We start from the raw sequence: 26486 nt of genomic DNA, 5'->3' as shown, positions 1-26486 counted from the left end.
AAAGGAAGGGTGTCCAAATCGGTTTGGACACCCTTCCTTTTTATATATTAATATTACACATTTGTACAACTCTTTCTATCGGGATTCTTTTTTAATTGTCTTTTACTCCATATACTTCTTTATGTATTCTCTTTTTGATTGTTTCAAAATCCTTTTCACAATCCAGCTCTCCGTGTACCATTAAATACATGGGAAGAAAATCATCTCCGGGCTTGTAAGGAGGTTGACAGTAGTCTTTTTCCCATAGTGTAAAGCCCTGGCGTTGATAAAAGCTGATACGTCGTTTGGCCATTTCCTCCACCGGACGTTCTACTTCCAATACGATCGGGCGTTTTAAATAATTGCACAAGTATTCCAGTGTACGTTTTCCATAACCTCCATTTCGCAGGGCAGGATTGGTTGCAAAGTGTTCTACATAGTAGAAACTGCCAAAGTCCCAATAGGTAATGAAGCCGACTGGCAAGTCATCGTCAAAGATGATGTTATTATGAAAGTTGCCCGTACGGTCAGTGTACTCGCGCAGTTGTTCCAGCTGACGGTACTCTTCCGGTGGAAATGCATCAATCAGGAGTTCTTCCATGAATTTGTAATGTTGCAGGTCCGACGTACTGATTGGTTGAAGTCTAATCATGAGGTTTGGGTTTTAAGTTTGACAATAATATGATTGTATATTGATTTTGTTTTTAAGTAGGTATTTACCATCGGTTACCATCGATGATTGTTATTCAATTAAGGAACATAAAACTCAATCATTCGGCGGATGGCACGTTGACAAACCGGGCAAAATTCCGGATATCCGTTTGTTTTCATGCGACAGTCGTAGGCAGGACGATAAATACCTTTAGCGGAATAGCCGCCTCCTTCATATACTCCTACCGGATATTTCTTTCTTTCAGCAATAGGAGTAGGAATCGGAGTGTCTGACGGAAGCATATCTTTCCATTTGGAAGCAAAGTTTACCTGTGTTGAAATATTCTGTTCCCACGGTTCGACATCCAGTGGATAAGTATCCGTCATCACATCATCCTCATAAAAATACTCGTCGGCCAATCCACCAAAGCTGTGCCCGAATTCGTGCACTACCACCGGTTTGAACATGGGGTGATGAGCTGTGGTTAGCGTATAAGAATTGTATATTCCTCCTCCGCCGTATACATCTGTGTTAGCGAGGATAATAATATGCTCGTAAGGGATACCAGCCAATGCATTGTGGATAGACTTTACCCGGCTGGTAGTCAGATAGCGATCTGAATAAAAGGTATCGAAATGAGAATGAATCGCCGTTTCTTTCCACAGATTTTCGCGGGGAACACTGACACCACTATCCGTTGAAGGACTGGCTACGGCAACAATATTAAATTTACCCTTCATGGAACGAAACGGCTCGTACGAAAACAAACTTTCGCAGGTACGTTGTGCATCCTGATAGAATATATCCATTTCTTTTTCTGTATATCCCTCTGCCAGGATAGCAACATCTATGCAGTCTTTTTCATTGCCACTTTGCAACATATACCGGTGTGGAGTAACATGTGATACTCCCCGTTTATGAATCAGTATGTCATTCGGACGCACGATATGTTTGTAAGTAGCCATTGTTTTCTTTCGCGGAGAATATAAAGTGACTTCTATTTCCACAGGCTGTTTGGGATAAGGAAGAAGAAAGGTATTTTCAAACCCTTTAGCTGTTTCTTTAGCTTCGTCTGTTGACAGCCATTCTTGAAATAAAGAAGAGAAAGATGTTTTGTAGATACACTGTTTGCTGGCAAGGTCTTTCACAATAATTTGTCCGTTGCCTTCCAAGGGAAGTTCGGAGAGATGGTGTTGACGGCCTGCCCAGGTGGGAAGCTGTGATAGTTCATCCAGATAAATAGCCTGTTGTGTAGCATCCCCGGTAAAGATATAATCCACTCGCATTGTTTTGTTCTGAAAATAATCAGCAAAATTCTGGGCATAACTTCCTATAGAAGTGTAGAAACACAGAATGATACAGCAAATATGTTTCATATAAATGGTATATTTATGTTTTTCGCAAAGGTACGAACTATTGTTGACTTATCCGCTTTCTGCAAATAAAAGTAATAGATTATAGTATTTGTTGTCGAAAAATCGCTAACTTTGCATAAAAGATTCATTGATAAAAACAATTTGATTCAAAAATGGGACATCATCAATTAGATGCTTTAGATGAGCAAATTCTGAGACTGATTGCAGGGAATGCGCGTATTCCTTTTTTGGAAGTGGCAAGAGCATGTAATGTTTCCGGTGCTGCGATCCATCAGCGTATTCAGAAGCTTACTAATCTAGGAATATTAAAAGGTTCGGAGTATGTTATCGACCCCGAGAAAATCGGATATGAGACTTGCGCTTATATTGGTATATATCTAAAAGACCCCGAATCCTTTGACTCGGTAACAAAAGCTTTAGAAGCTATCCCCGAAGTGGTGGAATGCCATTTCACTACCGGAAAATACGATATGTTTATCAAAATTTACGCAAAGAATAACCACCACTTATTGAGTATTATTCACGATAAGTTGCAACCATTGGGCTTGGCGCGTACCGAAACATTAATCTCCTTCCATGAAGCCATTAAGCGGCAGATGCCGATTATGGTCGACATAGAAGATGAAGATTAATCATTAGTCAGTATTCGTGGTTGGATCACAGTAAGAAACAATTTTCTTACTTTCTTACGTAATCAACGAAAGCATAGGAGCAGAGATGTTTCTCATCCGCAGGATGGGCTTCTCTGCTTTTTTCCTGCCATACCTTTGAAGATACTTCCGGAAAATAGGCATCAGCTTCGGGAGCTGTACTGTCTATCTCTGTCAGGCAAAGTTCGTCAGCGAAGGAAAGAGCCTGCTGATAAATGCTTGCCCCTCCTATAATATAAATATGTTCGTCCTCCCGGCAACTTTTCAAAGCCGTTTCGAGTGAAGGAAACACTTCCGCACCGGAACATACTGTATCCGGATTGGAAGATAAAACGATATTTCTTCGATTGGGCAATGCGCCTTTCGGTAATGACTCGAAAGTTTTGCGTCCCATAAGTATGGTGTTTCCGGTAGTTAATGCTTTGAAACGTTTCAAATCATTCGGTAACCAGAAAAGAAGCTTATTCTCAAAGCCTATAGCCATGCGGCGGTCTACGGCAGCAATGATGGATACTTTACTCATATTTTTTACACGGCTACTGCTCCTGCAATATGCGGATGCGGATCATAGTTTACTAATTCGAAGTCCTCAAATTTAAAATCGAAGATGTTTTTCACGTCCGGATTGATTTTCATTTGCGGCAATGGACGAGGCTCCCGTGATAATTGGAGCTTCACTTGTTCCAGATGGTTCAGGTAGATATGAGCATCACCGAAAGTATGAACGAAATCGCCGGCTTTCAAACCTGTCACTTGTGCCATCATTTGCAGTAATAATGCGTATGAAGCAATGTTGAAGGGAACACCGAGAAATATATCGGCACTGCGTTGATATAGTTGCAGGCTCAACCGCCCGTCTGCTACGTAAAACTGAAAGAATGCATGGCAGGGAGGTAAATTCATATTGTTCAAATCTGCTACGTTCCACGCACTAACGATGATACGGCGTGAATCCGGATTGTGTTTGAGTGTCTCCACTACTTCGCTGATCTGGTCGATGAAGCCACCGTTGTAATCAGGCCATGAACGCCATTGATAACCATAGACATGCCCCAAATCACCGTTCTCGTCCGCCCATTCGTTCCAAATACGTACTCCATGTTCCTGCAGGTATTTCACGTTTGTATCTCCTTGCAGAAACCAAAGCAATTCGTATATGATTGATTTCAGATGCAGTTTTTTGGTTGTCAGGCACGGGAAACCGTCATCAAGGTTAAAACGCATCTGATGACCGAAGATACTGATCGTTCCGGTTCCGGTACGATCACTTTTTTCCGTGCCTTCGGTTAGCACGCGATTGAGTAAATCCAGGTATTGTTTCATAATGAATAATTTGCAGTGAAAATGATTCTCCGTACAAAATTACAAAAATGGAGTGAATAAATTAGCAAACCAGCCGACGAACTTCTTCCAGGGAGAACGCTTTTTCCAAAACTCCGGTGTCAGCTGGGTGCAATGCTCGATATCGTTTCGGAACATATTATTTAATTCCCCCGTTATTCTTTTATCAAAAATAAAGGCATTTGTTTCGTAGTCATATCGTAGGCTGCGGCTGTTCAGGTTGGCAGTACCGACTGTGCAGAACAAGTCGTCCACCATCATAATTTTCGAGTGATGGAATCCTCCGTTGTACATGTAGACAGTAGCTCCCCTTTTCATCAGTTTATGTAACTTATAAAGTGCGGCATCCGGGGTAAAAGGAATATCGGAAGCAGAGGAAACCATGATGGTTACATCTACTCCCCGGTCGATTGTCCGGTTCAACGCCTTTTTGATGGAAGAAGTCGGTACAAAATAAGGATTGACGATATGAACATTCTTTTGTGCCGAATAAATGCTCATGGCATAGGCATGACTCAACATACGGCTATTCTTTTTCGGGGTACGGTCTACAATTGCTACAACGATATTTGTGCTGTCTGTCTGTCCCTCATGTTGGGGGAAATAAGCTTCTCCTCCTACGTTCTGTTTAGTCTCTTTGTTCCAGATCGTCAGGAAAATCTCCTGCAAATCGTTGACTGCATCCCCTTCGATACGCATGTGCATATCACGCCAGGTTCCGATTTTGGGTAGTCCGTTGATATAATAATCGGCGATATTCATTCCGCCTGTATATGCCACTTTTCCGTCGATAACAGCAATTTTGCGATGGTCGCGGTGGGCGGCATGATTGATATAAGGGAAGGTGAACGGGTCAAACTTGACGATTTCGATTCCTTGTTCACGTATTTTCTTGAGGTGTTTCTTTTTAAGGGGCTTGTTGTTCGACCAGTTTCCGAAAGCGTCAAACATAGCTCGTACTTCAACACCTTCTTTCACTTTTTCGGCTAATAAAGTGAACAAAGCATTAGCAATGGAGTCATTTCGGAAGTTGAAATATTCCAGATGAACATGGTGTTTAGCTTCCCGGATGGCTTCAAATAAATCGATAAACTTCTCCCGTCCGCTTTTTAGCAGTTTGACTTTATTATTATCAGATATAGGGATTCCCGACTCTTCCAAAAAATGCAGTACTAGGGAATCGCTTGTTAGTCCGATTGAGTCTCTGGGCTGCGTCATCAGACTGTCGATGACATCTGCCTGAACATGTAATAAAGGCAGGAATAGAAATAAAATAAATATACGTAGTTTCAAAACTCTTCTCTCTATTTTAGTTTACAGAGCAACAAATATACAACATCTATGTTGGGGCTTACTTGGAGTAAAGGGTAGATTTATTATTGTTTAACACTAAAAGAGAGGGATAAAGAGTTCTTTGACTCATAAAGATAAAAATCCGGGAAACTTATGCTTTGGACTTTTAATCTGTATTTATTTTGTTTATGCCATAGAAGCAACCTTTCGTGTAGCCATAAATAATAATACGACAGCCGCGATAATAATTGACTTTGGATCAAGGCCGGTAGTGCCATGATTAATCATGCCGATAAATACTTCTCTTATTGTTCCCCAAGCTGCTTCCAATCCGCCTAACCATACGAAAAGTACGGCAGCCACAGTCATTACGAAGGCACTCCAGATACGAGCCAGATGGTTGCTACGACCGGGTAAATGGTGCATGACACGGCGACTGAATCCGTTGTCTGCTATTTCCTGCTTGTTTTCTGCGAAGAAATCGCGCAAGAGCTTATCATTGTCTATTTCTGTCATAACCGTTTTGTTTTAAATACGTTGCTAATTTTTCTTTTCCACGTGACAGGTGGCTTTTCACCGTTCCTGACGGTACTCCTACAATACCTGCTATTTTGTCGATACTAATGTCCTCCATATAGAACAACATAATGCAGGTTCTTTCCACTTCCTTAAGCATTTTGAGTGACTGATAAACATCCATTTTCTGTCCTACATTCTCTTGTTCGGTACTGTTGATGGCGTCTATTTCTTTTGTATCCAAGTCGGCTGTCTCTTTCCGGCTGCGAATATAATCATAAAAAACATTATAAGCAATACGGTACAGCCACGTAGAGAAACTTGACAAGTTTCGGAAAGAGGCAATGTTTGTATATGCTTTGATAAATGTATCTTGTGCAAGGTCATCACTCAATTCGCTGTCGCCGCAAGTCAGGTTCAGGAAGAATCGCCGGATGGGCGACTGATACTTCTCCACCAACTGGTCGAAGGCCCTGGTGTTCTTGAACACCACGACCTGCGCGACTAACGATATATCATTGAGTTGGCTCATTTATTCTCGTCGTTCTTTGCTTCGTTTACTCCATTATCTTTCTCTCCGGATTCGGAAGGGATGATTTCGAAGCTATCGTTTTTGACGTTATCCTGATTCTTTTTTTCATCTTTATGGGTAGTATACGTCCGGGGAGCATCTGTACCTTGAGCCTGTTGTTTACTACCGATGATCCATTGTCCGATACCCATAAATGTAACGAGTAAACCGATCGCTCCAATTCCGAATTCACCGGTGATTGCCCAAAGGAAGATGAAAAGACCGATACCTGTAAAGGTGTTTTTGATGCCTTGTGAACGTGAGTCAACCGTTTTGTTTTCACGAATAAATTCTGCTGGCAATGGCTGACCTGCAGCGAGTGCCTGTTCGGCAAGACGATAGCGTGCTTTCCGATTTTTATAACGGAAGAAGAAGATTACAAACAGAATGAATACCGGAAATCCGAAAACGGCAATGATTGATATGATTGCTACGAGAATTCCTCCGTTGATACCAAAGCCGTGGAATGGGAAATCGTCGTCATCCGATTCGAATGTAAAACTGGCCTTACCATGACCAGTACTGACATTACTTGAGTTTGCATCTACTTCTGTGGAATCAGTGTCCGCTGTATCTACACCGATGACTGTGACAGCAGTATTGTTTGTTTTTGCTTTATTGTCTTTGGTCACAGTTACCTTTACTTTTCCGACGGAATCGCGGACAACAGTAGTTTGGTTTTGGGCAATAGCCAGTGTGCAAGTGGTCAGTACAACCATCAATGCTAATAGAAAATTTTTCATATCAATAGTTTTTTTATTTATTTCTTTGTTTGTTAGACGTAGTTAATATCATAGAAAGTTGCAAAGAGACGAAATATTTTTGATATTTGCGGAAATTAATAACGAAAAATGGAATTACCCGCTTCTTTCATAGATTATACCCGTGCCCTGTTGGGCGATGAAGAATACGACAAATTAGCTGTTGCTATCCAACAAGAACCACCTGTCAGCATCCGGTTGAATGATGGGAAATTAAAAATTGAAAATGGAAAATGCAGAATTGTACCGCAAGCAGGCTGTATTACTGATTTTCAACTTTCAGCTTTCAATTTTGAATTTAATCAAGTCCCTTGGTCTTCCGAAGGATTTTACTTGGATGAGCGTCTCACTTTCACGTTTGATCCATTGTTTCATGCAGGTTGTTATTATGTTCAGGAGGCTTCTTCTATGTTTGTGGAGCAGGTGCTCCGGCAGTATGTCACCGGACCGGTAAAGATGCTGGATCTTTGTGCAGCTCCCGGTGGAAAGTCTACTCATGCCCGTAGTGTGCTTCCTGAAGGGAGTTTACTGGTGGCTAATGAAGTCATCCGGAATCGTTCGCAGATTCTTGCGGAGAATTTAACGAAGTGGGGACATCCGGATGTGGTAGTAACCAATAATGATCCGGCAGATTTTGCGGCTTTGCCGTCTTTCTTTGACGTGATTCTTACAGATGTCCCTTGCTCCGGTGAAGGTATGTTCCGTAAAGACCCTGTTGCTGTAGAAGAGTGGAGTTCCGAGAATGTAGAAATCTGTTGGCAGCGGCAGCGGCGGATTATTGGAGATATTTGGGACACGTTGAAGCCTGGGGGAGTTCTTATATATAGTACGTGTACATTTAATACAAAAGAGGACGAAGAGAATGCACGTTGGATTCAACAAGAGTATGGAGCCGAACCGTTAACTGTGCAGGTACAGGAAAACTGGAATATAACAGGAGATCTTTTACCGGATAATTGTGATGGTTCTAAATCTTCTATTCCTGTCTATCATTTTTTCCCTCATAAGACGAAAGGCGAAGGCTTTTTCCTGGCAGCTTTTCGGAAGCCGGAGACAGGAGACGAGATTCCGATATCTTCTTTCGCCAAGGAGAAGACTTCTAAAAAGAAAGATAAGAAAGGAGGAGCAGCATCTTCTCCTGTTTCGAAAGAACAGTTGAATATTGCAAAAAGCTGGCTGAATGATGAAAATTCGGACAAGTATATATTGTCGGCAGAAGGAACAAGTATCCGAGCTTTTTCAAAGCATTATGCTGATGAATTAATAGCGATGAAACAATGCCTGAAAATTGTATCGGCAGGAGTGGAGATAGGAGAAGTGAAAGGAAAGGATTTGATACCTGACCATGCATTGGCGATGTGTAGTTCACTTTTATGTCGGGAAGCTTTCGCTACGGAAGAAATAAGTTATAAACAGGCTATCACTTATTTACGAAAAGAGGCCATTACCTTGCCGGTAACAGCCCCTCGTGGATATGTTTTGCTTACGTACCAGCATATTCCTCTCGGATTTGTGAAGAATATCGGCAATCGTGCCAATAATCTCTATCCGCAAGAATGGCGTATCCGTAGTGGATACTTGCCGGAAAATATACGCATATTATCGGAAAATACGGCTGATTAAGGAAGACACTGTTGATTAAGGCAGTATTCCGGCGGGTATTTCCTGTTCGGAAAGGGTAAAACTAATTTGTTTGCCCGTACCTGGTTCGCCTCCAGCGATTTCTTCCAGTGTGTAGGAAGGAGGTGGTGCAGGGGATGTCCGCATTTCTCCGATGGATGGAGTATTCCAATTCAGATTCAAGCTTTTATCCAAGCGGTGAAATACGTATGCGTTTCCCCACAAGATGAATTTATGATTGGAAATAGGTGTTGCCGCATCTTCCGAAAAGGTGAGAGTCAGTATAGCTTTCTCATTATTTCCTTCTTCTTTTTCCAGTTTGTAACTTCCTCGAGTTATTAAGGTTAGTCCGGATGAAAAAGCTGTTTGTTCTCCCTGTTTGAAAAAATAAGCATCCCGTGCGTGATTGTTAATTAGAAAAATGTCGGAAATGCCGGGCAGAAGATTTGCGTCTCCGTTGGGTAAGTTAGACAAGTAGCTGCGGAGCAACTTTATATCCTCGTAATTGTCGACAACCTTGATTGGCAGGGTGCAGGTTTCTTGTGTGGCGTTGTCCGTTACTGTCAGATAAGTTTGCCCGGTGAGAATACCGGTAACATAAATCATACGTCCGGCAGGTACTCCGCTCCAGCCGGTTTCGGTTCCTGCGCTTGCGATGCGTGTGTCTTTAACTTCAAGTGAGTAATCACCATTTCCGCTTTCCAGTCCAAGGTAACGTCTGCCACCCATGGGCACTTCATATTCACTGTTGTAAAAACGAAGTGGATTTTCTTCATCCTCTTTACATCCACTGAATAGTGTAAGGATGCAACATAACATGAATAGATAGAATTGTTTAGGTCTCATAATCTGTATTTTATGTTCGTTGCAAATGTAACATATTATTTTGAAATATTTAGTTGGAACTTGAAGAAAATGAGAGGGAGAGGGGAGAGATATTCAGGCACGGATTACACGGATTACGCTGTTGCTTTATGGTAATCATATTGCTGAAAAACGTGAAATCTGTGTAATCCGTGCCTGAAATTATTATATAAACATACTTACATCACTTAAAATAGAAATTAGTATGTTCAGCGTAATCCATGTCTAAAGGATTTTATGTACTATTTACAGCTTGCTCTTGTAAATCCGTGCCATTGCTTTCTGGTACTGATTTTCCAGTTGCAGATAATTCTGATGGCTTTGGTAGATGACAGAAACTTCAACGAAATATTCAATCATACTAATTTGTCCACCTGTCAGAGCTTGTTTCAGCAGTGACAGATCTTGTTGCGACTGGAAAGTCTTGCTGTATTCTTCCATCGAAGCGTGCAGTGTTTTCGCTTCCCGGTAAAGCTGTGCCAATTCGGACTCTACTTGCAGGGTAGCATTATCCTTTTGCAAGTCAATGTTAAGAGCCTGTGCTTTAGCGATTTTTACCTTATTCCGATTTTCGAAAAGTGGGAAAGAGAAGCCTACCACTACACCGTTGAAAGGTACGCCTGTTTCTGTATTCCGGCGGTAGCCGAGTTCCAGTTTGGGCAGCCATTGTGATTTATTGACAGCAATCTGTTTACGGGCAACAAGACTTTCGTTGCCGAGTGCCATAAGAGTACGGTCCGTTGCCATGACTTCCGACTTCAATATTTGATAATCGCTTGGGAAAGGTATAGCCGGATATTGGTTTTCCTCGAAAACTACCGGAATATTACCATTCAGCGTATTCAACTCCTGCTGTTTGTTGCGGAGTGCTGTTTCGTTCAGAGACGCTTCTGTTCTGACATTCAACAGTTCCAGATTGATTTTGTTGGTTTCGAGAGCATTTGCATCTCCTGTTTGAAGACGCTTGGCATACATCTTTGCAAGTTCTTCCGCATTGCGGAGGCGTTCTTCCAGAATATGCTTTTGCTGACGAAGCATGATAATATCCAAGCAAAGTTCTTTCGCCTGTAACAGCTTCTCTTGACGGAAAACATCCGATTGACTGTCAAAAGCTCCGGCTTTCAGACGATTCAACTTGTTGCGTGTAGCATATAAGCTGGGAAAATCAAAGCTTTGTGAAACGACCAGTTCGCCGATTGTTTCGCTTTTATCTTTCGCTCCCCATAGATGTGCGTAAGAAAGAGTAGGATCAGGCAGGTTATTATCCGTTTTAGCTTCCAGCTTCTGCGAAGTAATCAGTTGCTCGTTTGCCTGCAACTCCTTATTGTTCGTTTCGATATTCTTCAATACCTGTTCAATTCCGTTTTGGGCTTGCACTTCGCCTATGGTTAAGAAAAGAAGTGCAGCGCTTATGGTCATGATTTGTTTCATTTCTAATTTCTTTATTTATTACAAGCTATTGTTGATAGATACTTTATGATAAGGCATCTATTTGTTTGGCACCGAGGAACGATCCGTTTCTCACCGAGAAACACTTGGTTCCTCACCGGGGAACGATGGTTTCCTCACCGAGGAAAAACATCACCCACTACAGGCTTTCCTGGGCCTTTTTCCGATGCATCATCAGATAAACAATCGGAACGATAAAACCGTTCAGAAAAGTAGACGTTAATAATCCTCCTAAAATCACTTTTGCCATCGGACTTTGAATTTCGTTACCGGGCAAGTCGCCGCCGAGTGCCAATGGAATCAGTGCCAGTGCAGAAGACAATGCCGTCATCAAAATCGGATTCAGACGGTCGAGAGAACCTCGGATTACACTATCGTACACATTCAAACCTTCTTCCTTTTGCAAATGATTGTAGTGGCTGATGAGCAACATACCGTTACGCGTTGCAATACCGAACAAGGAAATGAAACCGATGATAGCCGGAATACTGACCTCTCCTGTTGTAATCACCAAAGCAAATACACCACCGATCAGTGCCAGCGGAAGATTCAGCAAGATGACGCCCGACTCTTTCACGCTGCGGAACTCATTATACAATAACAAGAAGATTACTACAATGCTGATAAATGAAGTCAACGCCAGTGTCCGGCTGGCAGCCTGTTCACTTTCAAACTGTCCGCCATACTCGATGTGATAGCCTTCGGGCAGTTGCACCGATGTGTCGATGCGCTTCTGAATATCATTGACAACACTACGCAAATCGCGGTCGGCCACATTGGCAGAAATCACAATTTTACGTTTTACATTCTCGCGGTTGATCGTATTCGGTCCCATGGCTGATACCACTTCTGCTACATAGCTCAAAGGAACTTTGCGACCGTCGTTCGTATCTACCATCAAGTTCCGGATTTTTTCTATTTCATCCCGGGCATCATCCTTCACTTTCACGATCAGATCGAAACTCTTGCCTTGCTCATAAACCTGCGAGATCACTTTTCCAGCCAAAGCTACGTTCACATATTCCGAGAACTCCGGCAGAGTAATACCGAACTTAGCCAGCATTTCCCGTTTAGGCTGTATTTTCAGTTGCGGACGTTCAATCTGCTGTTCCACGTTCAGGTCGGCAACACCGGGAATATCACTGATAGCTCCTTTAATTTGATTACCGAGTGAGAACATTTTATTCAGATCGTCTCCGAATAGCTTGATAGCGATATTCGCTTTCGTACCCGATAACATAGCGTCGATACGGTGGCTGATTGGTTGTCCGATTTCTATATTTGCCCCGGTGATAGTACCCAACTTTTCACGTACATCAGCTACCAGTTCACTGCGCGAACGATCTTTCAGTTCAAACGGAGCTTCTATTTCAGAAACGTTTACCCCTAATGCATGTTCGTCCAGTTCGGCACGTCCCGTTTTCCGGGCTACGGTTTGTATTTCGGGAATCGTCATCAATAACTCTTCTGCCCGCTGTCCCATTTTATTGCTTTCTTCCAGTGAAATACCCGGTAGAGAACTAATATTGATGGTGAACGATCCTTCATTAAAGGAAGGAAGGAAACTGCGTCCGAGTGTAAAGAACACTCCGAGGGCAACCACAAAGAGTGCGATTGTACTTCCAAGTGTCACTCGTTTGTGTGCCAGCACCCAAGTCAGTGCCTTTTCATAAATCCCTTTCATCCAACGGGCAAGGGGAGCTTCTTTCAGTTCCTTGTTTGTCTTATTGCTTCCTAATAGATAAGAACAGAGCACCGGAGTCAGCGTCAGAGCAACTACTGTCGACGCGAACAATGCCACGATAAAGGCAACGCCCAGCGGAACCAACATTCTGCCTTCCATTCCGCTAAGGAAGAACAACGGTACAAAGCTGACAACGATAATCAGCGTAGAATTAAGTATAGGCATCCGCACCTCTTTCGAAGCATTGAATACCACCTCGAGTGTACTTAACCTTTCCGCTTTTGCTTTCTGACGGTTCTCCCGCAGTCGTTTATACACGTTTTCCACATCGACGATGGCGTCGTCTACCAATGATCCGATGGCTATCGCCATACCTCCGAGGCTCATGGTGTTGATTGTCAGTCCCATGTAGTGTAGTGTCAGAATCGAAACAAGCAGGGAAAGAGGCAGTGTTACCAATGAAATCAATGTAGTGCGCACATTTGCCAGGAACAGGAAGAGTACGATTACTACAAAAATACCTCCTTCAAAGAGTGATTTCTTCACATTGCCGATGGAACTTTCGATAAAGCGGCTTTGACGGAATATGTCCGTTGAAACTTTTACGTCCGGTGGCAGATTCTTTTGCAGGTCTTTCAAAGATGCTTCCAATTTATCCGTCAGTTCCAGCGTACTGGTAGCCGGCTGTTTGGTAATAGTCATCAGTACGGCAGATTTTCCACGCTCTGAAGCAGTTCCCAGTTTCGGGGCTTTCGGTCCGATGGTTACGTCCGCAATATCTTCCAGCGTGACAGGGAAGTTGTTCACTGTCTTTACTACCGCTTTGCCAAGTTGTTCTGTTTTAGAAGTAGAAAGTACACCGCGTACAATATATTCATTTCCAAATTCATAGAGCACACCTCCGTTTGCGTTCAGGTTCATATCCTGTGTCACAGCCATCACTTCTCCCATTGAAATGCCGTAATGACGCATCCGTTCGGGATCCAGCTGAATCTGATATTCTTTGATATCTCCTCCGAGCACGGCAACCTGTGCCACTCCTCCGGTAGACAATAGACGGGGACGGATAGTCCAGTCCGCAATCGTACGAAGATCGAGCATCGAAGTGGAGTCGGCAGTCAGACCGACGATGAGCATTTCGCCCAAGATGGAAGATTGTGGGCCGAGTGTCGGTTTACCGACGTTGACCGGCAGTGATTCACTCACCACTGCTAACTTCTCGCTAACAATCTGGCGAGCGAGATAAATATCGGTTCCCCAATCAAATTCTACCCAGACAACAGAAAATCCGTTGGTAGAAGAAGAGCGGACACGGCGTACACCCGTAGCTCCGTTTACGGCAGTTTCAACAGGAAAAGTGACGAGCTGTTCAACCTCTTCCGCAGCCATACCGTTGGCCTCTGTCATGATGACTACCGTAGGTGCGTTCAGGTCGGGGAATACGTCTACTTCCGTATGCATGGCGGTATACGTTCCCGCAATTAGCAGGAGGATGGCCGCGCAGACTACAACCAACCGGTTGTGTAGGGAGTAATGTATAATTTTATTAAGCATTTCTTTAAGAATTAAGAATTAAGAATTAAGAATGAAGAATTAGAAATGAAGAATTAAGAATGACTATGCAGCACGTGCAATAAACATATACCAATTATTGCGCAGCCAAATTCTTCATTCTTCATTTCTAATTCTTCATTTAATCAATGTTCGTGACTATGTGCCGGGATGGCATTGCTTGCGCTTGCCAGTCGAACCTGATAAGCACCTTCGGTCACTACACGGTCGCCAGCCTTCACTCCGGTCAGGATCTGAACACTTTTACCGTTGTCGGCTCCTAGCGTTACTTCCTGTTTTTTATAACCCTCTTCGTCCAGTTGCAGGTAGATAAAGAAGATACCTTGTTCTTCTGTCAGTGCCGTGCGTGGGAGAGACAGTACGTTTTCCATCGTTGAAGAAAGCAAGAACACCTCTACGAATGATCCGGGGATCACTTCCCCTTTATTGTCGAATTCAAAAGTGACAGGCACATAAAAAGAGTTGTCTCCGGCAGCTTTTCCAAAAGAGAGAAGTTTGCCGTTCAATGTTTTCAGCTCGTACACCTGATTATTATAAGGAGTCTGGAAATTGGCGGAACTGATTGTACGGAGGTATGGATAATACTTTTCCGACACTTCGGCACGGAGGAAAAGATGACGATTCTGCGTCACGCTCACCAGCGGTTGTCCGATGGTCACGTAGTCGCCTTCTTTCACAAGAATGCTTTTCACATATCCTGCAATAGGAGCTGTAATACTTTGGCCGATAGCCGAATGATTCTTGGAAAGGGCTTCGTAACTAAGGCGGGCATTTTCATAACTTTGCTCTGTCTGTGCAAAATCCTTGTCAGATACAATCTTGTTTTTAACAAGCTCTTTCATACGTTCGTACTCCTTCTTAGATACCTCGTAGGCAATGCGGGCACGTTGTACCGGATCACCGTCGGCGATATTTTTTGAAGAAATCGTGACTAGCGGCGTGCCGCTGCCGACGCTCATTCCTTCCGTTACTTTTCCACGGAAAGATACAACGCCGGCCACTGTAGCTACGGCAACCGATTCATCACCTTGGGCAGCCAGCACCTGTCCGCTGGTTTTAATCACTTGCTGGAAAGGTGCAGGTTCGATAACGCTCACCTTGACACCGGCTGCTTCAGCTTTTGCCTTCGGAAGGATGATTTCATCACTGTGCGCTTCGGCAGACTCGTTATGTCCATCGGCCGCTTCATGGTTGTGTTCTCCGCTACATTCGCCTTCATGAGAATGATTGGAACCCTCTGCCTCGTGATTATGTCCTTCCGTGGCATGATCGTGTTCATTGTGTGTGTGTGTGACGGTACTATTATTACAGGAACCCAGCACGAATAAGCCTAGGATTCCTACGAAAATAAATTTTTTCATAATGATATTTTCCTACTAAATTTTACTGTTTTTTTACGCTACAAAGATAAGGTAACGCAAATGCAACTGATTTGCATTTACGCTTTTACGCAAAAACAGAGTAGGGAGGGGCACGAAGAGGAGTGGCACGGTGTATATCCGTGCCATGCAGAGAGTCTCGGTAGACGTAATAGTTCTTAATCCGTCTCTCTTGTGGCCGTAATAGATGTTCGATGATTACATCCGTGAACAGGGTAGCGATGAATACATAATCCGGTCCGCTATCCGTATGTACGGATGGAGTGGGAGAGTAGAAACGAGTCATACATTCGCTGCTGCAACATGAATCGTTTCCCGGGTGATGATGATGCGTGGGACATTGCTGTTCTACAGGCAAGTCCTGCTTCATGCAAATCATTCCGTTGGGGTGATGGTGATGGGGAATAACGGCTGCCACCAACATTATGATGTTGATTAAAAACAGCAGAGTTACTATTATTCGTTTCTTCCCTTTCATCCTTTCTTTTAGAGAATTTATTTTTTTATTGATTCCTTTTCTTTTTCTTGCAAACGTTCCAGCAATTCTGTTGCTGATACATAAATTACTTTTCCATCTGGTGTTCCCTGACTAAGGAGTTTACCATTGCGAGCATTTTTTTCCAGCAATCGCTTTTCTGCCAGCTGAAGACCGCGTCGTAATTTATCGCTCAATTCTTGCATTTCATTATTTGACATAATTCTTGATGCATTTAAAAAGTTCAAGTTCATATATTCGATCCTCGCCATGTTGGTAACCTTCGGCTACAATTACTCGAGGAGAAATACTGTTATCGGCTAACAGCCAATAGTCTACACGCGGCATATAAATCTGAAACAGATTGTTAATGCCTGCCTGATATCGGCGGTAGATAACGTCCATCGGTACATTATGTCCCCCTTCATTGACCCGTTGTAACACACGGTTGACGGCAAGTTCCGGAGAATTCAGCCAGAAATAAATCAAGCTGACTTTATATCCGGCATTTTGTGCTCTTTGAATGAGCCGGGTGTATGAACGGGTTGCCAATGTTGTTTCAATAGAGAAACTTACTTTAGCAGCTAATAGTTCATTAATACGTTTCAACATCAGACGGCCGGCTTCTATAGCCATACTTTCCGGATTGAACGGTGATAAACCTTTGGCGATTTCATCCGCATTAACGAACTCTTTGCATAATAAAATTTCAGGCAGTACAGTGTAGGAAGCTGTTGTTTTACCAGCTCCATTACATCCGCTTATAATGTATAACTGCCTTGTTTCATCCATTTTTTTCTAACTGCCTGTTATAAATGATGTTGCAAATATACAAATACTTTTATTCCGCCTGCAGCCGATACCCTCTTTTTATTATTTATTATTTCTTTTCCAGTTCTTGCAACGAATCCATTTTTTTCTTTTCGAGGAACTCGTAGATGCCGCAAAGATGTTCCGTCACCTTTTGATTACCGAACTCATATACCTTGGTCACCAGTCCGTCGAGGAAGTCACGGTCGTGTGAAACAACAATCAGCGTGCCGTCAAAATCCAGCAATGCCTGTTTCAGGATATCTTTCGTTTTCATGTCCAGATGATTCGTCGGCTCATCCAGGATCAGGAGGTTGACAGGTTCCAACAGCAATTTAATCATGGCAAGGCGGGTACGCTCCCCACCCGAAAGTACTTTCACCTTCTTCATTGATTCCTCGGGACCACCAAACATGAAGGCACCCAGTAAATCACGAATCTTGTTCCGGATATCCCCCTTGGCTACATCATCAATCGTTTGGAAAACTGTCAGGTTTTCATCCATCAACGAAGCCTGATTTTGAGCGAAATATCCGATTTGTACATTATGTCCTAGAGTCAGTGTACCGTCATGTTCGATTTCCTTCATGATACATTTCACGAGTGTAGATTTACCTTCACCGTTTTTACCGACAAAAGCTACTTTATCACCACGCTCAATCGTCAGGTTAGCGTTGCGGAACACCACTTTCTCTCCGTATGCCTTTCCAACACCTTCCATGATAACTGGATAACTGCCCGAACGGGGTGAAGGCGGGAATTTCAGTCGCAATGCAGAAGTATCCTCCTCATCGACTTCGAGCAATTCCAGCTTTTCCAGCATTTTGACGCGGCTCTGTACCTGCAACGTCTTTGAATATGTTCCTTTGAATCGTTCGATGAACTCCTTCGTTTCAGCAATAAACTTCTGCTGCTCGTCGTATGCCTTCTGCTGCTGTTCGCGGCGATCCTTACGCAGTTGCAGATATTGGGAATAGTTCACTTTATAATCATAAATACGTCCCATCGTCACTTCGATGGTGCGTGTTGTAATATTATCCACGAATTTGCGGTCGTGGCTGATTACGATAACTGCTTTCCCGTTATTAATAAGGAAATCTTCCAACCATTGAATAGATTCAATATCCAGATGATTCGTCGGCTCATCGAGCAAGAGTACGTCCGGTTTCTGCAACAGCAACTTAGCGAGCTCGATGCGCATCCGCCATCCACCGCTGAAATCACTCGTCTGGCGTTGAAAATCGCTCCGGGTGAACCCTAATCCGAGCAATGCCTTTTCCACATCCTCTTCATAATTAGTTGCGTCAATCGAATAAAACTTCTCGCTCAAGGCAGACACTTCTTCAATCAGCGCCATGTAACTGTCGCTCTCGTAGTCCGTCCGTGTCTCGAGCTCTTTGTTCAGTTTTTCAATCTGCGCTTCCATTTCATGCAGATGTGAAAAAGCCTGTGCCGTTTCGTCAAACACTGTTCTTCCGTCTTCCGTCATCAGATGTTGAGGCAGATAGGCTACTACGCAATCTTTGGGCGCGGAAACTTTTCCACGTGTCGGTTGTCGTGCGCCTGCCAAAATTTTCAGCAGCGTACTTTTTCCCGCCCCATTTTTACCCATCAGTGCGATGCGGTCTTTTTCATTAATTACGAAAGAAATATCACTAAATAAAGTAGTGCCGCCAAACTCTACGGCTAGTCCGTCAACAGAAATCATACTATTCTTTTAAATTGAGGCGCAAAGATAGCGAAATATATGAATCTTTTTTATAACTTGCGGGCTGAAAAGGGAGATTAATCCCCAAAAACAGATAAAAAAACAATATATAAGCGATATGGAAAGCGAACAAATGAATGAATTCAGACCCTTAATTTTAGTAGCTGAAGACGATGACAGCAACTTTAAATTAATCAAGGCTATCATAGGCAAAAAGTGTGATATCGAGTGGGCTAAAAATGGGCAGGAAATGGTGGAGTTGTTTCAACAGCATCAGGAAAGAACCAAAGCAATGCTGATGGATATCAAGATGCCGGTGATGAACGGGTTGGAGGCAACGAAGATAATTCGTGAGTCTAATACCGAAATTCCTATTATCATGCAGACAGCTTATGCTTTCAGCTCGGATAAGGAAAACGCAATGAACGCAGGAGCAACTGAAGTGTTGGTGAAACCTATTACTTTGAGTATTCTCCGCACTACTTTAAGCAAATATCTACCCGATTTGCAGTGGTGAAATTGATTGGTACGGGAATTTTTTTAATTTATTTAAAAGATGCTTAAACGTTAAATACGGAATAGCGTAGAAAAAGAGTATGATTGGGTAGAAAAATGGTATGTAAAAGATGCCGTTGAATATTCCTTTTTCTCTATTATATTTGAGCATTCATCTGATGAAATTGGATAAAATAAAATAGGCGAACCTCACGGTTGGCCTATTTTTGTTCGCCTCTGTTAATTTGTTAGAGTACAGAAACGACTCTATGTAAAGTCTCTCCTTTGAGAGATTTTAAGTTCATTATTTGTTTCCGCCGGCCCACCAGACAGCTTCGCTATATACATACTGGCCATCACCGAAAGCAGCTTTCACTTCAGGATTTGCCAATACGTCGTCTGCTCCATAACCGAAGCGCAATGGGAACTTATTGTTGTTCAGCGGGTTCTTCAGTACAATGAAGTTTTCTCCTGCACCTTTCAAACGACGGTAGTCGTTATAGGCTTCCAGTGATTCGCCGGATGCACCGAAGAAGGCGAGATACTTCTGTATCATTGTCTCTTGCAGAGGGTTGGCATCGAATAACGGTTCTACTTCATCCGTGAAATAGGTTTCTGCTACATCTGCCCCCAAATCGCTGTCACCATCATATACCCAAGTGTCAGCGGCATCTATAATTGAGTTTTCCAGATTCTCGAATCCGGCAGTGATTGCAGCTTTTAAAGCACTCTTAGCTTCATCCAGTCTGCCTCCCAAGCGGCATAATGCTTCTGCTTCGAGGAATTTCACTTCGTGATAACTGATTAAAAGAGTAGGAGCCGACATTGCCCATGATATCATTGACATACCATAATTGTTCTGCAACTCTTGCGGAGTTCCGTTAGGAGCCGCTTTGATACCTGCGATGTCTGTAGCTTGCGTACCTCCGTATCCATAAGCAATATAGCCGGTGGGATCGGGCTCCAGAAATGCTTGCGGTGCTCTGGGGTCATTGCGCTCAACAAACTTTTCAATCAGACTGGCACTGGCTGCCAAACTGTTACGGCTATAGCTGAATGACCAAAGCGGATTCAACTGCGAATCAGCGTCATAAACAGCCAGTTTACATTCTTCACTTGCATTAGCAAATGATTTGCTCACATAAGTAAGAATGTTCTGAAGATCAGTTGTCTTATTGGCACTTTTATTGAGCAGACGCATTGTATAGCGTGCTTTTAACGCATAAGCTGTCTTGAGCCACATACTTGCTTGAGTACTGGTGTTTGAACCGTAGATCAAGTCTTTAGAACCGACTGCGCCGGACAGACCTGCATCTTTGGCAGTACCGTTATTCAGCAGAGTGATGGCATCATCCAGATTCTGCATCACTTCCTGATAAATGCTTTCCTGCGTATCTATTTTGGGCTGCATATACATTGGTGTGCCGTCCGGATTGAGGATACCAGTCTGGCTGTACGGTGTATTTCCAAATACATCGGCAGCCACTGCTCCGTTGTAAGCGAGCAGGATTTTAGCAATTGCTTCCGTCACTACGTTTCCTTTTTCCGAAGGATCTTCTTCACACTTCTTGATAACGATTTTAGCGTTCTTGATATTTGAATACACGTTGATCCATGCGTTGTTGTAGGTAGTAGCCGTTGTAGGCTCTCCGCTACGTACTTCCGCCCGGTAAAGCTGGTTGGATATACCCGTTTCGTGTTCAATGTAAACAGAAGAATAGAGCGAGAAATCCCCTCCCACAGTGCTGAATGCAGTGCTTACCCCTAAGTCTGTAATCAAAAATTTAGCAGGCGCATCCAGAGGATTGTTAGGGTTTTCATTGATTTTATCCATTGCGTCTTCCGTACAAGCAGAAGCAATGGCAGCAGTCAAGAAAGAAACTGCCAGCAATTTTCCTATTGATTTATATTTTTTCATTGTCTTGCAGATTAAAATTTAATGTTGAAACCAAAGCCGAAACTAGCTGTCTGCGGCATTGAATAATCTTCAAATGCTCCTGCCATGTTGTTGTTACCCTGACTGGCTTCCGGATCGAGGTCAGGCAATTGAGCCCAGATCAGGATATTTCTGGCAAATGCGTTTACAGAAAGTTCTATCGAACGTTTTTGAAGAATTTTGTAGTTGACAGCCACTTCACGCAGTTTGATGAAAGAATTGTCATATACAGAAGATTCGTCAATATCGTTCAGGCGGCTGTAAAATACCTGTTGTGCGTTTGCACCTGTGATAGCGATATCATTTTTAGTTCCATCGGTTTTGTATCCGTCGAAGATGATGGTACCTTCGCGGTTTTCCGTTCTCTTGCTGACACCGTAGTAGTCTGCCAGTCCGGTTGTTCTGCTGTACATCTGGCCACCCTGTTTCCAGTCGAGTACTGCGCTGATTGTACACTTCCATAAACGTAATGTGGTGTTGAAACCCATCAGGAAGTCCGGAGAAACCTTTCCGATTACCTGTGCTTCACCAGCGATAGGAAGACCGTTTTCGTCTACCAGACGATTACCGTTTTCATCTCTCTTGAAACCTACACCATAGATTACAGGGAATTTCTCACCTGCCGAAGCACGTACCTGCGGAGTAACATAACCACCCAGAGAGATATTTTCTACACCCGGTGCCAGTTCATCTACGTAGTTATCGATTTTCGTCCAGTTGAATGCAAAATCCCAGTTGATATTCTTCGTCCGGATGGGGTTGAAGCCGAGAGTGAATTCGTGCGTGTTGGTATGAATCTTACCACCGTTGGTGAGCAGTTTGCTGGCACCGGTAGAAGAAGCCAAAGGCACTTCAAAAATCTGGTCTTTTACATTCTGGCGTGAGTACGTATAACTGAATGTGATTAAGTTATCGAGGAAGTTCACGTCAGTACCCACTTCATACGAACGTGTGTTCTGCGGTTTCAGTTTCGGGTCGAAAATCGTGTAGTACGGAGTATAGGCAGTAGTACCTTTCATCGGATACATGATCGGAGTCAGTGTGTAAAAACCACCTCCGTATGTCGGAGTTGAGTAGTAGTTTTCGAGGAAATCCCCTGCTTGTCCTACTTCCGCATAAGATACTCTCAATTTAGCGTGATTAACAACATTGTTTTTCAATGCATCCAGTTCCGTCAGGATGAAGCCTGCCGAAATAGAAGGATAGAAGAACGAACGGTTGTTACGTGGCATATTAGATACGTAGTCCTGACGTCCGGTGAGGGTCAGATAAAGCATATTTTTGTAAGAAGCCGATACGTTACCGAAGAATCCCACTGTACGGTTTTTCCACGTCTCTTCCTCTGTCTGTTGAGTAGTGGCGTTGTTGATGTGGTTCCATCCCGGGAAGTTGTAGTTCGTACCATATTCATAATACTTCTTTCTGTTACTTTGGATAATTTCGTTACCCAATACAGCATTCAATCCCCAGTCCTCGTTGATGCGCCAGTCATAGTTGATGGTCAGCAAAGAGTTGTATGTAGCGTTCGTCCAGCCGTAGTTTTCGATCTGTCCGCGACCGCCACCGGTATTACTACCGTATCCGTAGCTGTCTACATAGTGAGTGGTGTAAGCATCCACGCCGACCATGTATTTTGCGTTCAACTTGTGGTTGGTTGTACCAAAATCAGTCTGATAGCTTGCGTATACATTTCCGAAGAAACGGTTGGTATCTTCTGTGAATTTGTTGTTTTCCATCGCCCAATAAGCGTTGTCAAAGCTACCACGGAAAGAATTCTGTGTGTACGGGTTACCGTCTACGTGACTTGGAATACCGGCAAGATCATAGCTGGGAGGAGCTGCGTAAACCGTTCTTAACAGACCGTTACCGGAAGTCACTGCCTTGTCGATAGAAGTAGTGATATAGTTAGCTGTAAATCCGGAACTCCAGTTGTTGGTCAGTTTCGTGTCAGCACTAACCTTTACATTATATCTGTCCATACCAGTGCTTGAGATAATACCGTCCTGATGTGTATTTCCCAATGAGATAGAGTAGGAGCTCTTGTCGAGCATCTGCGCTACATTCAATGAATTGCTCCAGGTGATTCCTGTGTCGAAGAAGTCTTTTGCATTGTCATACGCCTGTGGAGTAGCCCACGGGTCAAGACCGGCTGCTGCACGTTGGGGAACATAATATTTTCCCTGTTGCTTACCGAACTTCTGCGTGTATTCGTTATCCGTGTTACCTCCATACGTTGCGTCGTTTGGAAGTTCGGAAATCTTAGGTCCCCAAGACGTTCCCGAAGTAGTGCTGAATACTCCACCCGAACCTTGTGCGTATGTTTTCTGGAATTCCGGCAGACGACCGACTACATCGAAGCTGACATTAGAAGAGAAGCTAACCTGTGGTTTGCCTTTTTCCAGCCCTTTACCACTTTTGGTTGTGATGATAATCACACCATTAGAAGCACGGATACCATAAAGTGCAGAAGCAGCCTGTCCTTTCAAAATGTTGATACTTTCAATATCATTAGGGTCGATATCTACCGCACGGTTGGCGAAGTCGGCTCCGCTCACACTACCATTGTTCTGTATGTCTGTGCTAACGTCCGGCGTACTGGTTACCGGCATTCCGTCGATAACGTAAAGCGGAGTGTTGTCACCCGAGAAGGAACGTGCACCACGGATGGTGATCTGTGAAGAAGCTCCTGGCATACCACTTGAAGGCTTAACGTCCAAACCGGATACTTTACCTTGCAGCGCTCCTGCCAGATTGGAGTTGGCAGCCTGCGTCAGCTGATCTGATTTTACGTCCTGAACGGCGTAACCCAGTGCTTTCTTTTCACGCGAGATACCCATGGCTGTCACCACAACCTCATCCAGTGCCTTTGCGTCACTTTTTAATACGACTTTTATTACTCCCGGTTTGATGGAAACGTCCTGCGAAATCATTCCTACATAAGAAATGCGCAAAGTTTTAGCAGAACTTGGTACATGGTCGTTTCAGTTTTCATCATTGTTAATAGTTCTTTAGTCTTTCGGGAGATGTAAAATGATAAAAAGATACCATTTGGGAGGAAATAATGTTCTTTTTATCTTGAAAATATCTTTTTAGACGCAATCTTTATGATAGAAATTCCATTTTAAAATATATTAAATTGAATATTTCTAGTTATAGTTTGTTGGTTTTTACTAGATGGGAGCTTGCAAAATAATACTTTTTAGTTAAATACGTAACACTTTTTTCGGTTTGTCATAATTAGTGTTATCTTTGCAACCTGTTAGAGACAAAAAATCTGTTTATAGGTTAAATTTAAGAGAGAATTTATGAAAAGAAAATTGATGTTCTTAATGACCTTCCTTTTTATAGGTATAGGTCTGATGACAGCGCAGACATCTAGAGTTACCGGTTTGGTTACTTCTGAAGAAGATGGACAACCTGTCGTAGGTGCTTCAATATTGGTGAATGGCACTACCCTTGGTACTATCACTGATATTGACGGTAAGTTTACAATCGCAAATGTACCAAGTTCTGCTAAGACTTATTGATCTTTTTTCTTCCTGTTTTTTCGTGTTTTCTTCTTCTATCTTATTGTTTTTCAGTTGTTTTGTTTCTATTTTCGCAAATTGTCCGGTTCTTCCGGTTTCTTTTATTGAAATTTCCTTTATCTGCTCTTGTTTATTTAGTAGTCTTTTTTTCTCATTGATTTTGAGATGGGGGGTAATATTCTACCCGAATTTTTAATGAATTTCCCAGTGTTTTCACTATTATTTCAATTATCTTCGGCTTTGAATAAAAATATGTTTGATGACGTTTTAATATCTGTGTTTTGTGGGAAATACATTTCTCAACTATACTTATCCCTATGAGAAAAAATACTCATAGTAATGAGAAGAAATACTCATAGTAATGAGAACTTTTTCTCATTGCAGTGAGAATATACCCTTGTTAGAATAGGCTGAAACAGTGCATAGCGGTATATAAATGAAAAGAATCAAAACCGTACAGGCATGAACAAGATTCACCTCTGGGGCCTCTGTGGTAAATAAATTCATTTCCTTACAAAATGCGATTTTCCAGTTTACGTTGTTTTACTCTGCCATGATAACTTCGACATCATAACCTATGAAAAGGCCGCTCTCTATGACACCGGTAATGGTTTTGAGTTGTTCTTCGAGCGAAGAATCAATATAGTTAAAACGAGTGTCGAGGATGAAATTTCCGTTTTCTGTAAAGACAGGCCCGTCTTTGCCGTGGGCTGGACGCAGGACGATTTCTGATGCACCCAGTCGTTGCAGCTCATGCTCTACATAAGTTAGTGAGTCCGGAAAGACCTCTACCGGAATGGGAAATTTATTTCCCAACTGATTGACGCGCTTGCTGGGGTCGATGATGATGAATGTTTTGCGGCTGCTTCTAGTGAGCAGTTTTTCTTTGAACATAGCTCCGCCACGTCCTTTAATCAAGTTTCGCTGTGGGTCTACTTCGTCCGCTCCGTCAAATGTCCAGTCGGGGCGCTTGTTCCAGAGGGTAGTTTGTGGGATGCCTAGCTGTATGCAAGTCATCGAGATTTCTTGAGAGGCGGGAATCACTTCAATATGCAAGTGCTCTTCACGAATCCGTCGCGCTAGTTCGAACAGAGTTAGATAGACTGTAGAGCCGGAGCCGACTCCTATCACATCTCCGTCTTTTGCCGTGGCGGCAATTTCACGGGCTACGTGTTCTTTGGCTTCCCGGTTGATAATGGAGTCCGACCATTGCAGGTGCTTTATAAGATGATTTTCCCAGTCCATAAATTTATGCTTTATAATTGTTTTAAGTTACTCTTTTATATATAACGAATTGGCGAATCTGTTTGTTTGTTTCAACTTTAGAGAGAGGCTTTAGAGATAATTCGGATCAGGCAACAATCATTGTTGGTATATGCTATAAGTGGATGTAAGCCCTCCGATTGACGTAGAAAAGATAGTGACGGTATATGCTTGGGATAGTGACGGTATCATTGTCATATAGCGTCGCTATTTGTATCATATAGCGTCACTATCTTTTAGCAGGGAACTCGCCAGCAACAATTTTTACTTGGTCCGATCATTCAATCATTTAAATAGTCGCCCCTTAGAATGTGCTTTTACGCCTAATAATCAACATATTAATATATAAATTGCTTTGATATATCTGCAAGTTTTTGTATCTTTATGGTTGAAAACTTGCAGATTATTATGATAAACAAGACCACCCCTCAGCCCTCCTTGTTCAGCTCTTTGACAGACCAGCTGAATCCCAGGCATCCCTTATACCTGCTTGCCAATAAGATAGACTGGCGCCGTTTTGAAGAAGCTTTCTCCCCGCTATACTGTGCCGTCAACGGTCGTCCGG

The 26486-nt window shown here is 43.0% G+C and carries 22 protein-coding genes and 1 pseudogene; 4 read left to right on the top strand and 19 right to left on the bottom strand.

The window, feature by feature from the left end:
- Positions 1-91: 91 nt before the first annotated feature.
- Positions 92-631 carry a GNAT family N-acetyltransferase gene (locus tag HMPREF0106_RS23615; protein WP_009038742.1) on the bottom strand — a complete coding sequence of 180 codons (540 nt, stop codon included), beginning with the start codon at positions 629-631 and terminating at the stop codon, positions 92-94.
- 98 nt (positions 632-729) lie between these two features.
- A complete protein-coding gene (locus HMPREF0106_RS23620; protein ID WP_009038741.1) occupies positions 730-2007 on the bottom strand; it encodes an IgA Peptidase M64 in 1278 nt (425 codons plus the stop codon).
- Positions 2008-2159: 152 nt separating this feature from the next.
- Between HMPREF0106_RS23620 and HMPREF0106_RS23625 the strand changes: the two genes are divergently transcribed.
- Positions 2160-2639, top strand: coding sequence for an Lrp/AsnC family transcriptional regulator (locus tag HMPREF0106_RS23625; protein ID WP_004315769.1), 480 nt, complete (start codon positions 2160-2162; stop codon positions 2637-2639).
- 46 nt (positions 2640-2685) lie between these two features.
- Here the strand turns inward: HMPREF0106_RS23625 and HMPREF0106_RS23630 are convergent, their stop codons facing one another.
- The 6 genes from HMPREF0106_RS23630 to HMPREF0106_RS23655 form a co-directional block, all read right to left on the bottom strand.
- Positions 2686-3180: a dihydrofolate reductase gene (locus tag HMPREF0106_RS23630; protein WP_008024774.1), complete on the bottom strand. Its 495-nt coding sequence runs from the start codon at positions 3178-3180 to the stop codon at positions 2686-2688.
- Between the two features lie 5 nt (positions 3181-3185).
- Positions 3186-3980: a thymidylate synthase gene (locus tag HMPREF0106_RS23635; protein ID WP_008019458.1), complete on the bottom strand. Its 795-nt coding sequence runs from the start codon at positions 3978-3980 to the stop codon at positions 3186-3188.
- Positions 3981-4019: 39 nt separating this feature from the next.
- Positions 4020-5291: a cardiolipin synthase gene (gene cls / locus HMPREF0106_RS23640; RefSeq protein WP_004314130.1), complete on the bottom strand. Its 1272-nt coding sequence runs from the start codon at positions 5289-5291 to the stop codon at positions 4020-4022.
- A 186-nt stretch (positions 5292-5477) separates the two neighbouring features.
- Positions 5478-5807, bottom strand: a complete 330-nt coding sequence (locus HMPREF0106_RS23645) for a DUF5056 domain-containing protein (protein WP_009038740.1) — start codon at positions 5805-5807, stop codon at positions 5478-5480.
- A complete protein-coding gene (locus HMPREF0106_RS23650; protein WP_004314132.1) occupies positions 5788-6339 on the bottom strand; it encodes an RNA polymerase sigma factor in 552 nt (183 codons plus the stop codon). The genes HMPREF0106_RS23645 and HMPREF0106_RS23650 overlap by 20 nt, the downstream gene beginning before the upstream one ends.
- Positions 6336-7121 carry a DUF6249 domain-containing protein gene (locus HMPREF0106_RS23655; RefSeq protein WP_008024767.1) on the bottom strand — a complete coding sequence of 262 codons (786 nt, stop codon included), beginning with the start codon at positions 7119-7121 and terminating at the stop codon, positions 6336-6338. The genes HMPREF0106_RS23650 and HMPREF0106_RS23655 overlap by 4 nt, the downstream gene beginning before the upstream one ends.
- Before the next feature lie 108 nt (positions 7122-7229).
- Here HMPREF0106_RS23655 and HMPREF0106_RS23660 point away from each other — a divergent pair, with 108 nt between their 5' ends.
- Positions 7230-8762, top strand: a complete 1533-nt coding sequence (locus HMPREF0106_RS23660; protein ID WP_009038739.1) for a methyltransferase RsmF C-terminal domain-like protein — start codon at positions 7230-7232, stop codon at positions 8760-8762.
- Between the two features lie 15 nt (positions 8763-8777).
- Here the strand turns inward: HMPREF0106_RS23660 and HMPREF0106_RS23665 are convergent, their stop codons facing one another.
- The 8 genes from HMPREF0106_RS23665 to HMPREF0106_RS23695 form a co-directional block, all read right to left on the bottom strand.
- On the bottom strand, positions 8778-9605 hold the full coding sequence (locus HMPREF0106_RS23665; protein ID WP_009038738.1) for a hypothetical protein: 828 nt from the start codon (positions 9603-9605) through the stop codon (positions 8778-8780).
- A 264-nt stretch (positions 9606-9869) separates the two neighbouring features.
- Entirely contained in the window at positions 9870-11054 is a 1185-nt protein-coding gene (locus HMPREF0106_RS23670; protein ID WP_008024761.1) for a TolC family protein, read from the bottom strand.
- Between the two features lie 157 nt (positions 11055-11211).
- The gene (locus HMPREF0106_RS23675) at positions 11212-14310 is read right to left on the bottom strand and encodes an efflux RND transporter permease subunit (RefSeq protein WP_009038737.1); all 3099 of its coding nucleotides are present in this window, start codon (positions 14308-14310) and stop codon (positions 11212-11214) included.
- 143 nt (positions 14311-14453) lie between these two features.
- The gene (locus HMPREF0106_RS23680) at positions 14454-15689 is read right to left on the bottom strand and encodes an efflux RND transporter periplasmic adaptor subunit (RefSeq protein WP_009038736.1); all 1236 of its coding nucleotides are present in this window, start codon (positions 15687-15689) and stop codon (positions 14454-14456) included.
- Positions 15690-15774: 85 nt separating this feature from the next.
- The gene (locus tag HMPREF0106_RS23685; RefSeq protein ID WP_008024755.1) at positions 15775-16185 is read right to left on the bottom strand and encodes a DUF6769 family protein; all 411 of its coding nucleotides are present in this window, start codon (positions 16183-16185) and stop codon (positions 15775-15777) included.
- Positions 16186-16202: 17 nt separating this feature from the next.
- Complete coding sequence (locus tag HMPREF0106_RS0124245; RefSeq protein ID WP_004314140.1) at positions 16203-16403, bottom strand: hypothetical protein; 201 nt, start codon at positions 16401-16403, stop codon at positions 16203-16205.
- Positions 16393-16974, bottom strand: coding sequence for a zeta toxin family protein (locus HMPREF0106_RS23690; RefSeq protein ID WP_004314141.1), 582 nt, complete (start codon positions 16972-16974; stop codon positions 16393-16395). The genes HMPREF0106_RS0124245 and HMPREF0106_RS23690 overlap by 11 nt, the downstream gene beginning before the upstream one ends.
- An 88-nt stretch (positions 16975-17062) precedes the next feature.
- Positions 17063-18700 carry an ABC-F family ATP-binding cassette domain-containing protein gene (locus tag HMPREF0106_RS23695; RefSeq protein ID WP_004314142.1) on the bottom strand — a complete coding sequence of 546 codons (1638 nt, stop codon included), beginning with the start codon at positions 18698-18700 and terminating at the stop codon, positions 17063-17065.
- A 118-nt stretch (positions 18701-18818) separates the two neighbouring features.
- On the opposite strand from HMPREF0106_RS23695, the gene HMPREF0106_RS23700 reads away from it, so the two are divergent.
- Complete coding sequence (locus HMPREF0106_RS23700) at positions 18819-19217, top strand: response regulator (protein ID WP_004314143.1); 399 nt, start codon at positions 18819-18821, stop codon at positions 19215-19217.
- A gap of 282 nt (positions 19218-19499) precedes the next feature.
- Here HMPREF0106_RS23700 and HMPREF0106_RS23705 read toward each other — a convergent pair whose 3' ends face one another.
- Positions 19500-21113, bottom strand: a complete 1614-nt coding sequence (locus HMPREF0106_RS23705; RefSeq protein WP_009038734.1) for a SusD/RagB family nutrient-binding outer membrane lipoprotein — start codon at positions 21111-21113, stop codon at positions 19500-19502.
- A gap of 11 nt (positions 21114-21124) precedes the next feature.
- Positions 21125-24094: pseudogene (locus tag HMPREF0106_RS23710) on the bottom strand (SusC/RagA family TonB-linked outer membrane protein); the annotation flags it as partial.
- Between the two features lie 342 nt (positions 24095-24436).
- Between HMPREF0106_RS23710 and HMPREF0106_RS23715 the strand changes: the two are divergent.
- A complete protein-coding gene (locus HMPREF0106_RS23715; RefSeq protein WP_008024747.1) occupies positions 24437-24658 on the top strand; it encodes a carboxypeptidase-like regulatory domain-containing protein in 222 nt (73 codons plus the stop codon).
- Positions 24659-25201: 543 nt separating this feature from the next.
- Here HMPREF0106_RS23715 and rpiA read toward each other — a convergent pair.
- Positions 25202-25903 carry a ribose 5-phosphate isomerase A gene (rpiA, locus tag HMPREF0106_RS23720; protein ID WP_009038732.1) on the bottom strand — a complete coding sequence of 234 codons (702 nt, stop codon included), beginning with the start codon at positions 25901-25903 and terminating at the stop codon, positions 25202-25204.
- Positions 25904-26486: the final 583 nt, after the last annotated feature.

The organism is Bacteroides sp. D22 (genome assembly GCF_000163675.1).
GTDB lineage: Bacteria > Bacteroidota > Bacteroidia > Bacteroidales > Bacteroidaceae > Bacteroides > Bacteroides xylanisolvens.
The sequence above is the reverse complement of the archived record's forward strand: the minus strand, read 5'-3'. Positions and strand labels throughout refer to the sequence as shown.